Genomic DNA, 13430 nt, shown 5'->3' with positions numbered 1-13430 from the left:
CCTATTTCACAGACATCCTGCGATAGCGCCTGTATCCCCACCAGCCCAGTATTCCCATGATCACCAGTGGCCATATCTGTATAAAAAACAGGAACAGATCGCGCAGCAGGTTGGCGCCATCTACAACGGCTGTACGTACTTCCGTACCAAAGCCGGCACGGGAAACAGCACGCGGATTGATCACCGTTTCCGTGCTGGCAGCCTGCGACTGGAACAGTTCTACCGTAAAGGTGGCATAGGCTACGTCGTCAAGTATTTTCAGGTTGGAGATGCTTCTGTCTACTTTGGTTTCTTCCTGTTGATCTTCATACTTCGCCACATCCAGTGTGGTGGTCTTTTTATCGGCCACCACCTTGGCGGTATGCTGACCGGCATGCTTGTTCTTCAGTGCATTGGCGAGGTAGGACAAGGTGTAGTCCTGATCTGTTTTTGTCCGATAGTCAATCAACACAGCCATGGAAGTAAGAATGGTCACTACTGAGTCGAGACTGGCCACCGGCACACGTAAGGTAAGATTGGCCGTAGGCGTGTACAACTGCATTCTCTTCAATGAATCTGAGGAATAAGGCAGATCATATTGTCCTGCATACTCGTTCTTCATGGTGCTTTCCACTACCACGCCCTGTACAGCAGATACTACCTGTTCCATACGGGTAGCAGCATGGAACACGTCTGTCACGCGGCACCGCACATCGGCTGCCCGCACGCGTTTGCGGGAAGCAGCAGTTAACGAGGCTATATCGCCGGAAAAGTTAGTGGAGTCAGCAGCGGCCACATATTGGTCTGCATTTTTGTCTGCCGTGGGAGCTGCGGCTTCATCTGCATAAGATCTGTGTTTGTCGCTGCTACAGGCAGCCAGCGCTAAAGCGGGAATAACTAAATAACGGATTGGTATACGCATAAGGGGTATTTTCCCGTTTATACTGACAACCGGGAAAAGGTAACCTTTCTGAAATGTTAAAAAGATCACAACCGGGAAAAAACAGATAAATAAAGTTATCTTCCTATCATGAAAAAAATTTTCAACCTTATCTTCACCAGCCTGGGTATACTGCTGTTGGCCGCCTGTAGTGAGCAAAAAGACTATGGGCCCTTTACGGTCATCACCAGCAAACAACGGTATAACAGCTGGGATACGGGAAGTAAAAATACAGCCTACAACTACCGTATCCGTTATAAGGGTCGTAATATTTCACCGGCAGATGTCACCAACCGGTCCAATGAATCAGGCTACTACATTGGCGTACAGCCGCTGGACAGCCTTCCCGGCAAACTGCTGGTACACATCGCACAAACATTCAATTTTCCGGTGTATCTGATAGAAGAACAACAAGGCAAACCACATTACTGGTTCCTTTACAACAACGGCAATCAGGTCCCTTATCAACTATTGCGGGACCGGTACCTGGTGCATGAAAAAGAGTTTGTGCCGGAAGAAGGTTATTTTCAAAACACTATTTTCGATCTGGCGGCAGACAAACAACATCCTTACCGCATGCCGGTATCTTCCGTAGCATATGATGTATCTCCCGACCAGCGTGCCATTGCGGCGATCAGTGGTTTCTTCGATAAAGATACCTGCCTGATTAATACCGTTTCATTGTCAGACAACAGCATCACCAGCGCAGCGCTGCCCTCCGCACTGCAACAGCTTTTACGCGAAAAGCTCAACGACCGTATGACCGCCGCTGCGCGCAAAGCCTTGTTTGACCGCTATTTCCAGTGGAAAGAACAAAACGGGCATTACTATGCTGTACTCAAACCCTAGTCGATCCGCGAAGGACTTACCCCAAAATGTTTGCTGAATTCCTTACTGAAATGCTGTACTGTCGTATATCCTGCCTCATAAGCCACCGCCGTTACCGATAACTCCTTTTTCTTCAACAGCTGCCACGCCATGTCTAAACGATATGCCCGCAGATAACCGAACACACTGTTATCAAACACCTTTCTGAACCCAGCCTTCAGTTTAAACTCATTAAGGCCCGTTTGCCGCGCCAGTTGCCCCAGTGAAGGCGGATGATGAATATCAGCCAACAGGCATTCCCGCGCTGCATGTATTTTTCGTATATCCGTTTCAGATAGTTTTATATTTTTCCTTACCAGTTGCTGTTGCAGCTCCTGTTGTTCGCAACGGAGCAGCAGCAGTTCCAGCGCTTTCGTTTGCAGGTAGAGGTCTTTCATCTTACCCTGGAAGCGGCAGGTATTAATATCATGTATAACGGACTGCATCTGCCGGGTAACGGGCAGATTTTCTTTATGTTCCCATTCCCTTCCGGCCACCATATTATCAGCTACCTGGTACAGCACAGGCCCTGCGTTCTCCGCCAGCTGCAGGAAACGTTCTGGGGCGAATCCCACCAGCAGCAACTGCAGGTTTTGCTGTTCATAGAAAACACTGGACTGCGGATTATACGGATTACGGAAGAAGTTATGCTGTCCCTGTGCAAAGCTGTGTGTGACCCGGCTATTATGTCCTGTGGCGGTGATTCTTCCCTGCTGCACGAACACCATTCCGGGGACGGGCGCATCCGGCCCGCTGGTCACATAGAGATCTTCCCGTACCGTAATGTTACAATGCGCTACGTGTATACCATCACAGTAGTGCTGTTGTAAGTCGATGTCCCAGAAAGGCAGCCGTAGCTGTCTGTCTGTTGTCTGCATTATTTCCGGCAGCCGCATGCTATTCTCTTCCACATATAATACCTCTCCGGTGCTGTTCCTGAAAGTGTTCGCCATAAAATCCGTTTAGTGTAAAAGTATATCCGTTTACCGCAACAAGTTGATAGGTAATTGCTGTCTCTTTGTATTGGGCAGCGATCAGTGGTACTGACACTTCAGCAGGCATTTACCCTGCCTCCCGACGATGCTTTAACTTTTTTTTAACCAATATATATATGAAAGACAGGATGTCTCCTGCTGGCTTTACGTGGTTTATTTATTTCCTGTTGTACCGGGTGATACGTTACCGCTACACGGAAGTGATACAGAATTTGTCGCGCTCCTTTCCGGAGAAATCGTATGGAGAAATCAAGCGGATAGCGGTTGACTTTTACCGCCATTTCAGCCGGCTTTTCACAGAGATGCCGGTGCTGATGATGGTGCCACGCCGCCTGGTCCGTCAGCGGCTGGTATTGCGCAACGCCTGGCTGATAGATGAATATCAGGCGCAGGGCCGGTCAGTGATGATCATGCTGGGGCACTATGGCAATTGGGAATGTATGTCATTGTTGCCTCCTTTGTTGCGCTGTCCGGTATATGCGGTGTTCAAACCGCTGAGCAACCCCTTTTTTGACCGGTTGATGAGGCGGATACGATCGCGGTTTGGGGTACAGTTGCTGACGGTAGACGAAGCCCCGCGCCACTTGTTACAGCACAATGTACCGCCGGCGGCTTACATCTTCATCGCCGACCAGTCGACGCCTCACAGCAAATATGTGATGGATTTCCTGCATCAGCCTACGCGGGTGATCACGGGCACAGAGCGGCTGGCCAGGGCGGTGGATGCGGTGGTGGTATATGCCGTTATTCGTAAACGGAAACCTCGCCAGTGGGAGATGTCTTTTTCATTAATCACCGATCAACCGGCCGCAACGGCCCCTTTTGAGATCACCCGTATTTTTAACGCCCGCCTGGAAAAAGACATCTGCCAGTCGCCCGCCTACTGGCTGTGGACGCACCGGCGCTGGAAAACAAACCTACGCTCATGAATACACTGTTTTTAGTACTTGCCTGTCTCGCACTCGCGGGACTGACCTTTATGCTGATGCTGGCAGCGTTGCTGTATCTTGTCATGATACAACACCGGGACAGCCTGCAATAAAAAAGCTGCTGACATCCGGCGGAGGATAGTCCTCCGCTGGCTGTCAGCAGCTTTTACATATCATATACAGACTTATTTTACCAGTTTCACCCGTACCGCGTTAGGGCCTTTGTGTCCCATTTCCACTTCAAAAGTGACTTTGGAATTTTCCCGCACCCGGTCCAGCAGTCCGTTCACATGCACGAAGATGCTTTCCTGGGTACGCTGGTCTTTAATAAAGCCATAGCCTTTGGATTCGTTGAAGAAAGTGACGGTCCCTGTACGGATCTGGCTGACAGGTTCACCTTCTGCCTGCCGCGCCACGCCAATCTGAATGTCTTCCAGGTTGACTTCTTTCTTTTTGCTGGGGTCTGGAGGAGTAGACGTGATATTGCCATCTTCATCGATGTAGGCCATCATGTCTTCCAAACTTTTACCTTTTTTGCTGTTCGCCTGTCTCTCCTCTTTTTTCTCCTGTTTTTCCTTCTGTTTTTGCAGTTTTCTTTTTTCTACTTCTTTTTTACTGAGATTTTCCTTTTTACCGGAGTTTTCTGATGACTTATTCATAATTTTTCATTTGCCGGTAAATGGTTCCCTGTTCAGTTTTTTAAAGGTGTCATTTACCTTCCCCGAAGATACAAAAAAATTGCATACTAGCACATAACTCAAAGACGCTGTCAGCACAGGTTTCATGATAACCGGGAAATTCGGAAAAACGCATGAAATATAAACATATATATCAACCGGCGCAGGAAGACAAAAAAAGAGGACGTTTACATGAGGATGCCCCACTCATCGTCCCGCTCAGGATAGTCCTTGAATTTCTCCTCCCCGCCCCTGTCTTTCCAGTCGGAATCAATGACCAGCTTGGAGCTGATGCCGCCGCGCGGGTTGCACACGAGGGTCAGCCGCAGCCTGTCGGGCTGAAAAGTTTCTATCATATGATCATATATGATGTTGATCAGGCGTTCGTAAGACACGATGATATCCCGGAGATGATAAACATAAAGTTTCAGCGATTTTAGTTCGATGATTTTGCCTTTGGGATAGAAAGTGATGTACAGTTTAGCGAAGTCCGGCTGTTCGTGTACCCCGAGAAAAGTGAATTCAGGCACTTATATTTTCATTTCATATTTCTCTTTCGAAGGGTTGGGCAGCCCTTGCAGGATAGTCTTATCTATCTGCTGATACAATTTTTTTGTCATAATGGCTGATTAAACAATTTTTATAGGATGATGATAATTATACTCCCGCGAGGATGCTTTTAAATACGTCCAGTGGCTGATCGCAGCCCGGGCAGCAGGCCGTACCGAACAGGTAAGGCCAGCGCGTCTTCAGCGTGCGCATATCCAGCTGACAAAGGAAATGATATCCCCAATCGTACATGTTCTCATCGGTGATCGTCCTACCGTCCCACGCCGGCGTCTTATCCGGGTGAGGCGTGATGGGCGTTCCCTCCTGCTCCTTATGAAACACCGGGTCTTCCCGGTAAAGCACCAGTTGATTTGCTGCGGGCCACACAAAAGTATCTGTGCCGCAGGCATCGCAATGCGCGATATACTCTTCTCCCTCATTATATTGGATAAAAACACGGGCAAAAGCACTTCGTCCATGTGCCACGGCCATCGCCGCCAGGAAGTAGTTCCGCTCGTCTTCTTCCATATGAAGCCGGACTTCCGGTATCAGCGCTTCGCACAGCGCAGGCAGTTGCCGCAGTGCCTGCAGATAGTCATGATAGATACTGCGTATCTGTTCCGCCGTGAGATCGGTGTTATCGCTGAATTCCTGCGGAATGGTACCTGACAGCGGCGGATTAACATCTTCCGCGATCAGTACCGCCAGACTACAGAGGATATCGGCCTGCATTTCCGGGTCGGCGCCATTGGCCGCCAGTTCCAGCAGGTGCGGAATAGCCGCGAACGTATTTTCGTATAAGGTATTCTGATGGTAGATCCGCTCCCAGATAATATCATCGAGCAGCTCTTTGGAATAAGCCGACTTTAATTCAGTAATGGCTTCCGGCAGACTTTCATCGATACCGAACGGGCCGCTCAGGAACTCCCAGGCCCTGTCATCGAGTGTTAACATAGCAGCAAGATACACTTTATCAATTACGAATGACGAATTACGAATGACGAATGGGGGGACCTATTGGAGAGATTACCAGGCAACCTCCCCGTAAAACAGCGCTCAATCGTCATTCGTCATTCGTAATTTGTAAATACCGGGTGTTTGTATTATTTTCATACCACGCTCCTGTTATATCAACGACACCACTTTTGGACCACGGTAATGAAAAACAATGGTTGCTCGCCGTTGCCAGCGGCGATGAACGCAGCTTCCGGCAGCTGGTACAGCAATACTGGCCGCAGGTGTATGGAACCGCATTACGTCTGACCCGTTCACCGGAGCAGGCCAAAGACCTCTCACAGGATATCTTCCTGAAACTGTGGAACAACCGCCAGAAACTTTCGGAGGTAGACAACGCCGGTACTTTTATTTATGTATGTGCACGCAATCTGATCATGGACTTCCTGTCCCGAAAAGTGCTGCGCACCGACAACCTGGATGCGCTGACCGGCCATTTACAGGTCGACCCGCTCCAGGACGCTCACGCCCGGCTGGAATACCGGGAACTGGAGAATACCCTCCGCAAAGCCATCGAACATCTGCCCGCAAAAGTGAAGGAAGTATTTATCCTGCACCGGTTTCAGGGACTCAGTCATCCGCAGATCGCCCGGCAGCTGAACATTTCCGTTGTAAGCTCCCAAACCTATATCGTCAGGGCCCTGCGCAGCATCCGTGACTACCTCGAGCGCCATCCGGAACGGATCTTCACGTTATTGGTGCTCCTGATCGCATTTTCCTGAAAATATTTTTTCATTTCACTGTCTTACCCCCCTCCTGTTTTCCGTCCTTTATGATACAGCCGGAAAACAGATGACCTTAAACCAGCATCCGCATGTCTGACACATCATTTGAAATACTGTTCAAAGGGTATATGAACGGCACGCTTAATGCCGCCGAGATACACCGTTTCCGCCAGATGGCCATGGAACGGGACAATAAGGCCCTGCTTTCCCGCCTGCTGGAAGAAGCCTTCAGTAACCCGGCCTATGCCGAAGCCGCCGACTACGACCCTGCAGAGATGGCGGATGAAATACTGCTCAAAGCCCGGCAACAAGATGCCCAGCTATCTATGTTGCCGCCCACACGCAAACCGCCTGTGTACCGGCCCTGGTTCAAATATGCCGCAGCGGCAGCCATCTTCGGCCTGCTGGTAGGGGGTACCTGGAAATTTGCCTCCCGGCATCGATACGCTACGGCCTTCGCAGCCGACAAACCCGTCAAACCCGGCACCGCACACCCCGTGCTGATACTGGGCGACGGCTCCCGCGTATCGCTCGACAGCATCGCCAACGGCACCATCGCCCAACAAGGCAGCGCCCGCGTCGTTAAACTCACCAACGGACAGGTGGCCTATCAATTGGCCGACGGCAACAACGCCAGCGTCCTGTACAACACCATGCAAACACCGCATGGCTGCATGTATCAGCTCACCCTCCCCGATGGCTCACGGGTATGGCTCAACGCCGCCTCCTCCATCCGCTACCCCACCACCTTCGCAGCCGACAGCCGGCACGTGGAAGTATCCGGTGAGGCCTATTTCGATATCGCTAAAGATGACCGTAAACCATTCACCGTTACGGTCAACAAACTGGATATACAAGTACTGGGCACCGCCTTCAACGTGATGGCCTATCCGGATGAAAACGCCATCCGGACCACCCTCGTACAAGGCGCCGTCAACCTCCGCAACGGAGCAGAGAAACAACTGCTGCGCCCCGGAGAACAAGCTACCATGGCGCCTGCCGGCGGTCCGTTCAGCATCAGCAAACCCAATCTGGAAGAAACCCTCAGCTGGAAAAACGGCGAGTTCTACTTTCAGGAAACCAATATCCGCAACATCATGCGGGAAGTGGCCCGCTGGTACAATGTGGAAGTCAGATATGACGGCGATATGAGCGGCATCTCCCTTTCAGGCATCGTATCCCGGAATGAAGAGATCACCCGCCTGCTAAAAGCACTGGAGATGACGAAGATGGTCCGGTTTCGTATAAACGGCAACGTTGTTGTCGTCTCCCCAGGGTCCCAGGGCTAAGCCCCGGGCTACGATTTGTTTTTCAGGCTGTTGATCGGCGAGCGGAGATTGGAACAGGGGGATTTGTATAGGATGATCTGCTATCGTCTGATGGAGGGAATTGAAGAGGTGGAGGAGATGAAGGAGATGGAAGAGATGAAGGAGATGGATGAAATTGAAGAGATTAAGGAGATTGATCAGATGGAGATGCTGTTTAACACAGCGAAAAATTTTTAAAAAAACAATCGATTTAAAATATAAAAGTGTACACCGCTAACCAACATCAAACAACTAACACAAACCAAAATCATACAATTAATCCAAACTAAAATCAAACAGCTGGCGCAACCAGCACCAAACAACTAAATAGTAAAGCCAGAACAAACACCTCTCTTCTTCCGCTAAAATATTTTTAACCCAGGGCTTTAGCCCTGGGAACCAGAAATGGCCGGGGGCCCCCGGTGCGGGATAGTATTGGGTAAAACGTCCACGTTTTATGATTGCTTCATGTATAAAATCCACGAGTAAAAAAATATGAAATTCCTTGCCACGCGCATTCCCACAGCTGTGAAGAAACAGCCGGCCAGGCCGTTGTGGGCGATACTGACCTTAGCACTACTGCTGGCAGGTACAGCCGGCTTCGCACAAAAAGTGACTGTCTCACTGAAAAATGTACCGCTGGAGAAAGTGTTTTCCACACTGAAACAGCAGACAGGTTATTCCTTCATCTGGCGCGGTGAATCTGCTGCGTCGTACAAAAGCGTATCACTGGAATGTAAGGACGCGCCGCTGGACCAGGTGCTGAAATCGTTTCTCGACGGACTGTCCCTGACCTATCAGATCACAGACAGAATTGTGGTGGTGACACGCAGGGAAAGCGGTCCCCCATCGGCAGCGGACAATCTGACGCAGACCGCCCGCCTGCCTGTATCTGGAAAAATTACGGACGATAAAGGTCAACCGCTGCCGGGTGTCAGTGTCCGGGTCAAGGGCACCGCTACCGGCGTCACCACTGATGCACAGGGGAACTACACCTTGTCCGTACCGGGGCACAACAGTATACTGCTCTGCACCTCCGTCGGCTTTGAGTCGAAAGAAGTGGCGGTCAACGGACAACAGACGCTGTACATCGTACTGCAACAAAAAAGCAATTCCCTGAACGACTTGGTAGTGGTGGGATACGGCACCCAGCAGAAAAAAAACCTGACATCGTCCGTTTCTTCTATTAAAGGCAGCGAACTGACCGGCGTGGCTGTCACTAATCTCGATGCTGCCCTGCAAGGGAAGGCTCCCGGCGTGCAGGTAGTACAGAACTCCGGCGCCCCCGGCGATGAAACGTATATCCGTATCCGTGGCAACGGCTCCCTCTTCGGAGAAAACCGTCCGCTCTACATCATAGACGGCGTTCCTATGAGCAACCTGCCCGCTGCGCAATACGGCATTTCCGGCGATGGGCAAAGGATCACGGCTACCAACAACATCAACCCCAACGATATCCAGTCGGTGGAAATACTGAAAGACGCAGCCGCCACCGCCATCTATGGCTCCAGAGGCGCCAACGGCGTTATCCTCATCACCACCAAAAGAGGCGCCGAAGGGAAGTCCCGCTTCAATTTCAGCATGTACACCGGCGTGTCGGATGTACCCAAAAGACTGCCACTGCTAAATGGTGACCAGTTCGTGGACCTGTTCAACGAATCCCGCACCAATGCGGGCCTTCCGCCAGATCCGACCATCGTGAAAACGGGCAGGAACACGGACTGGCAGAACGCCATTTTCCGTACTGCCCCGGTGTCTAATTACAACCTGTCTATTGCCGGTGGTACGCCCCGCACCTCTCACTATGTGTCTGTCGGCTACCTCGACCAAACCGGCACCATTGTAGGCGTGCAGCATTTCAAACGGGTCAACGGCCGCGTCAACTTCGATTTCATGGCCACCGATAAAATAAAAATCGGCGTCAATCTTACAGGCGTACATTCCACCAACAATCGTATGGACAACAGCTTCTCCGGACAGTCCGTACTGGCGCTGGCACTCATCGAAAATCCCAACGATCCGATCTACAATTCCAACGGCACCTTTTATACGGACCCTAACCGCCGCTGGACCAATCCGGTGATGATTGCCAATTCCCTTCGTTTTCAGTCTGGTGTGGACAGCTACATCGGCAACCTGTACGGCGAATACACCATCATTCCCGGCTTGAAATTCAGGACCAGCTTCGGTTTCGACAACCAGCAGGTAACGGACGACCGTTACCAGTCCAAGCTGGTCAACAACCAGTCGCCTGCCACCGGCTTCGTGTCCGTCTTCTCCCAGTTTCTGTGGGTGAATGAAAACACCCTCTCGTATACGCCTACACTCCGTGGCAAACACAAACTCACTGCCTTGCTGGGACAGAGCGCACAGGAAGCCAATGTGCGCCGTATCGGTGTGTCGGGCAATACCAATTCTACGGATATTATTGAGGCCGTTACCGGCTTCACCAACCTTTTCTCCCCACTGGACTACCGCTCCAAATGGGGACTGGTGAGCTATTTCGGCCGGGTGAGCTACAATTATGACGACCGTTATTTGCTGGAGGGCGTATTGCGTACAGATGGCTCCTCCCGCTTCGGCGCCAACAAAAAATACGGTTTCTTCCCCTCCGTCTCCGCCGCATGGCGTATTATCAACGAGCAGTTCATGAAGGACCAGCGTTTCTTCAGCGACCTGAAACTGCGTGGCAGCGTAGGCGTTACCGGCAACAATGAAGGTCTTGGCAGCGACTTCCCCTCGCTGGCCACCTACTCTACCGGCTACAACTACGGCGCCGCCGCAGGCATTGCCCCTACCTCCCTCTCTAACCGCGACCTTAGCTGGGAAGCCACCACCGCCACCAACCTGGCGCTGGACATGAGTTTCCTCGATAGTCGCATCAACGTTACCGTAGAAGCCTATCGAAAAATCACCAACCGACTGATCTTTAAACTGGAACTCCCCTATACCTCCGGCTTTAACCGTACCAACGGCGCCAACATCGGACAACTCATGAACAAAGGCCTGGAAATAGGCATCAACACAGAAAATATCAGGGGTAAGTTCACCTGGAACACCAACTTCAACCTCTACTTCAACCGCAATAAAATTACCAGTCTGCCTGAAACCGTGGCCGGCGACCCCTCCAGTTCCGATTTCACTGAAAGTCTGCCTGGCTCCTTCTATACCAGTCAGCCTACCAGCATTTTCCGTGTAGGCGAGCCCGTGGGCTCTTTCTTCGGTTACCGTAACAAAGGCGTAGACCCGGCCACCGGTAATATGATCTATGATGACATTAATAAAGACAGTAAGATCACCGCTGCCGACCGGGTTATCCTGGGCAATGCCCTCCCCGACTTCACCGGCGGCCTTACCAACACGTTCAGTTATAAAGGGGTAGATCTCAGCTTCTTCCTCTACTGGTCGTACGGCAATAAGGTATACAACCAGACCCGCAGCATGCTGGAACGCATGAGCAACTATAATAACGGTGACGCCAAAACGCTGAACCGCTGGACACCTACCAACACCCAAACCGATGTGCCCAAAGCCATCTTCAACGATCCTGTAACACCGGGCAGTCTCACCAACGGCGAGGTCTCCCAGCGTTTTGTGGAAGACGGCTCCTTCCTTCGAATGAAGAATATCACCGTCGGCTATACGTTCCCCACGGCTTTGCTGAAGCGTGTACGTATCAGCAGCGCGCGCGTGTATGTAAGTGGCCAGAACCTCTTCCTGATCACCAATTATTCCGGGTATGATCCCGAATCACAGAACCAGTCCGTTAAGAACTCACAGCTGGGCATCGACTGGGCCGTGCAGCCGCAGCCCCGCACCTTTATGGCCGGATTAAACCTGAACTTCTAAAGCAGCAGACATGAAAAAAACAGGACTCATTTTACTCGCTATAACTTTCGCTTCCTGCACTAAAGTGCTGGACCAGGTGCCGGAATATACCATTGCGGAAGATAATTTCTGGCAGACCGCCAACGACGCCGAGAGCGCTGCCGTAGGTATCTATCCTGCCGTACAACAGCTGTCGCAGCAATTCCCGGTGGCCTTTGATGCCGGTTCCGATGCCACCACCGCACTGCTTATCAACTATGCGCCCTTCAGTCAACATGGCATACCGGTAGATAATCCTATTGTGGCCGCCTACTGGCAGAACAACTACACCGGCATCGGCAGGGCCAACGATCTGCTGAAAAACCTGCCGGGCATGAAAGACAGCCTGTTTACCGGCAACCGTAAACAGGAGCTGTTGGGAGAGGCACGTTGTCTGCGGGCTTACTTTTACTTTAACCTGATCAAAGCTTACGGCCCGGTACCGCTGGTGACACAGCCTTACAATTCCTTTAACGCAGATTTTACGATAGAACGTTCCCCCGTGGACGTTATCTTCCGACAGATCATTGCAGACCTGACCATCGCAGAATCGTCACTTCCTGTCAGCTTTGCCGCCGGCGCCGACACACGCGGAAGAGCCACGCAGGGCACCGCCAAAGCGCTACTCGCCAAAGCTTACCTCAGCATGAAGCAATATGATTCCGCCGCCATCAAGGCACAGGATGTGATGAACAATACTACTTACGCGCTGGTGAATGGTAGTACCGCCTACAGCAACATGTTTACCGTGAGTGGTAAAAACAGTACAGAATCCATCTTTGAGATACAGTATGTCAGTTCTTCTGCGCAGGCCAATGGATTGTACAGCTTCTATATGCCTGTTAACGGCATCCCTGCTGGCCAGCAGACGGGCAGTTATCAGATAGCGCCTACCAACAAGGTCCTCAATGCCTATGCTGCTGGCGATATCCGCAGGAGTGCCTGCCTTGGCGTTTCTACAGGCACTACACCCGTGAATTACGTCAGCAAATACGTGAGGCTGACCAACGGTACAGAGCCGAACCTTATCGCGTTGCGGCTGGCAGATATTATCCTGGTGAGAGCCGAAGCGCTGGACAAACTGGGTAACCATGCCGAAGCCGTAGAGATGCTCAACATCATCCGCCGCCGTGCCTTTGGTCAGCCCACCACCGCTCCTTCCGCCTTTGATTTTCCTGCTGCCGGCGAAACAGATGCTGACCTGACCATCGCCATTGAAAACGAACGGTTCAAAGAACTGGCCTTCGAAGGCCACCGCTTCTATGATCTGGCACGTACCGGTCGCGCTACCGCCGTGCTGGGCATCAGTGCCGATCAAACGCTATGGCCTATACCCTTGCGGGAGCTGGGCCGTAATCCAAGGCTGACGCAAAACCGCGGTTACTGATCACGCAAAGAGCGCTAAGTAAAAATTAAGGGCGCAAAGAGATGGTGTTTTATACTACCAAAGAAAGATTAAGAAAGATTAAGAAAGATTAAGAATGATTAAACAGAGATTAAGAAAGATAAACAGAGATTAAGAATAACAAAGAAAGATTAAGAATGATAAACAGAGATCAAGAATAACAAAGAAAGATTAAG

12 protein-coding genes are annotated in these 13430 nt (G+C 51.1%); 7 read left to right on the top strand and 5 right to left on the bottom strand.

Going from position 1 to position 13430, the window contains the following annotated elements:
* Position 1: 1 nt before the first annotated feature.
* Positions 2-901, bottom strand: coding sequence for a DUF4349 domain-containing protein (locus tag ICL55_RS00060; protein ID WP_188094015.1), 900 nt, complete (start codon positions 899-901; stop codon positions 2-4).
* A 108-nt stretch (positions 902-1009) separates the two neighbouring features.
* Here ICL55_RS00060 and ICL55_RS00055 point away from each other — a divergent pair, with 108 nt between their 5' ends.
* Complete coding sequence (locus ICL55_RS00055; protein WP_188094014.1) at positions 1010-1768, top strand: hypothetical protein; 759 nt, start codon at positions 1010-1012, stop codon at positions 1766-1768.
* On the opposite strand, the gene ICL55_RS00050 is transcribed toward ICL55_RS00055, so the two are convergent.
* Complete coding sequence (locus tag ICL55_RS00050) at positions 1765-2739, bottom strand: helix-turn-helix transcriptional regulator (protein WP_188094013.1); 975 nt, start codon at positions 2737-2739, stop codon at positions 1765-1767. The genes ICL55_RS00055 and ICL55_RS00050 overlap by 4 nt on opposite strands.
* Positions 2740-2897: 158 nt before the next feature.
* Between ICL55_RS00050 and ICL55_RS00045 the strand changes: the two genes are divergently transcribed.
* Positions 2898-3710 carry a lysophospholipid acyltransferase family protein gene (locus tag ICL55_RS00045; protein WP_188094012.1) on the top strand — a complete coding sequence of 271 codons (813 nt, stop codon included), beginning with the start codon at positions 2898-2900 and terminating at the stop codon, positions 3708-3710.
* 185 nt (positions 3711-3895) lie between these two features.
* Here the strand turns inward: ICL55_RS00045 and ICL55_RS00040 are convergent, their stop codons facing one another.
* The 3 genes from ICL55_RS00040 to ICL55_RS00030 all read right to left on the bottom strand — a co-directional run bounded on the left by ICL55_RS00040 (position 3896) and on the right by ICL55_RS00030 (position 5890).
* A complete protein-coding gene (locus ICL55_RS00040; RefSeq protein ID WP_188094011.1) occupies positions 3896-4369 on the bottom strand; it encodes a cold-shock protein in 474 nt (157 codons plus the stop codon).
* A gap of 206 nt (positions 4370-4575) precedes the next feature.
* A complete protein-coding gene (locus ICL55_RS00035; protein ID WP_223151235.1) occupies positions 4576-4917 on the bottom strand; it encodes a preQ(1) synthase in 342 nt (113 codons plus the stop codon).
* Between the two features lie 127 nt (positions 4918-5044).
* A complete protein-coding gene (locus ICL55_RS00030) occupies positions 5045-5890 on the bottom strand; it encodes a hypothetical protein (protein WP_188094010.1) in 846 nt (281 codons plus the stop codon).
* Between the two features lie 191 nt (positions 5891-6081).
* On the opposite strand from ICL55_RS00030, the gene ICL55_RS00025 reads away from it, so the two are divergent.
* The 5 genes from ICL55_RS00025 to ICL55_RS00005 all read left to right on the top strand — a co-directional run bounded on the left by ICL55_RS00025 (position 6082) and on the right by ICL55_RS00005 (position 13236).
* Positions 6082-6672 carry an RNA polymerase sigma factor gene (locus tag ICL55_RS00025; protein ID WP_188094009.1) on the top strand — a complete coding sequence of 197 codons (591 nt, stop codon included), beginning with the start codon at positions 6082-6084 and terminating at the stop codon, positions 6670-6672.
* A 92-nt stretch (positions 6673-6764) separates the two neighbouring features.
* Positions 6765-7964, top strand: a complete 1200-nt coding sequence (locus ICL55_RS00020) for a FecR family protein (RefSeq protein WP_188094008.1) — start codon at positions 6765-6767, stop codon at positions 7962-7964.
* A gap of 72 nt (positions 7965-8036) precedes the next feature.
* Entirely contained in the window at positions 8037-8180 is a 144-nt protein-coding gene (locus ICL55_RS00015; protein WP_188094007.1) for a hypothetical protein, read from the top strand.
* 297 nt (positions 8181-8477) lie between these two features.
* A complete protein-coding gene (locus tag ICL55_RS00010) occupies positions 8478-11831 on the top strand; it encodes a TonB-dependent receptor (protein WP_188094006.1) in 3354 nt (1117 codons plus the stop codon).
* 10 nt (positions 11832-11841) lie between these two features.
* Positions 11842-13236, top strand: a complete 1395-nt coding sequence (locus ICL55_RS00005; protein WP_188094005.1) for a RagB/SusD family nutrient uptake outer membrane protein — start codon at positions 11842-11844, stop codon at positions 13234-13236.
* The last annotated feature ends 194 nt before the right edge of the window (positions 13237-13430 follow it).

The organism is Chitinophaga varians, from assembly GCF_014529945.1.
GTDB lineage: Bacteria > Bacteroidota > Bacteroidia > Chitinophagales > Chitinophagaceae > Chitinophaga > Chitinophaga varians.
The sequence above is the reverse complement of the archived record's forward strand: the minus strand, read 5'-3'. Positions and strand labels throughout refer to the sequence as shown.

Excerpts from the sequence above, each read along its gene's own strand:
- ICL55_RS00060 (WP_188094015.1), bottom strand. The coding sequence starts at position 901 with ATGCGTATACCAATCCGTTATTTAGTTATTCCCGCTTTAGCGCTGGCT.
- ICL55_RS00055 (WP_188094014.1), top strand. The coding sequence starts at position 1,010 with ATGAAAAAAATTTTCAACCTTATCTTCACCAGCCTGGGTATACTGCTG.
- ICL55_RS00050 (WP_188094013.1), bottom strand. The coding sequence starts at position 2,739 with ATGGCGAACACTTTCAGGAACAGCACCGGAGAGGTATTATATGTGGAA.
- ICL55_RS00045 (WP_188094012.1), top strand. The coding sequence starts at position 2,898 with ATGAAAGACAGGATGTCTCCTGCTGGCTTTACGTGGTTTATTTATTTC.
- ICL55_RS00040 (WP_188094011.1), bottom strand. The coding sequence starts at position 4,369 with ATGAATAAGTCATCAGAAAACTCCGGTAAAAAGGAAAATCTCAGTAAA.
- ICL55_RS00030 (WP_188094010.1), bottom strand. The coding sequence starts at position 5,890 with ATGTTAACACTCGATGACAGGGCCTGGGAGTTCCTGAGCGGCCCGTTC.
- ICL55_RS00020 (WP_188094008.1), top strand. The coding sequence starts at position 6,765 with ATGTCTGACACATCATTTGAAATACTGTTCAAAGGGTATATGAACGGC.
- ICL55_RS00015 (WP_188094007.1), top strand. The coding sequence starts at position 8,037 with ATGATCTGCTATCGTCTGATGGAGGGAATTGAAGAGGTGGAGGAGATG.
- ICL55_RS00010 (WP_188094006.1), top strand. The coding sequence starts at position 8,478 with ATGAAATTCCTTGCCACGCGCATTCCCACAGCTGTGAAGAAACAGCCG.
- ICL55_RS00005 (WP_188094005.1), top strand. The coding sequence starts at position 11,842 with ATGAAAAAAACAGGACTCATTTTACTCGCTATAACTTTCGCTTCCTGC.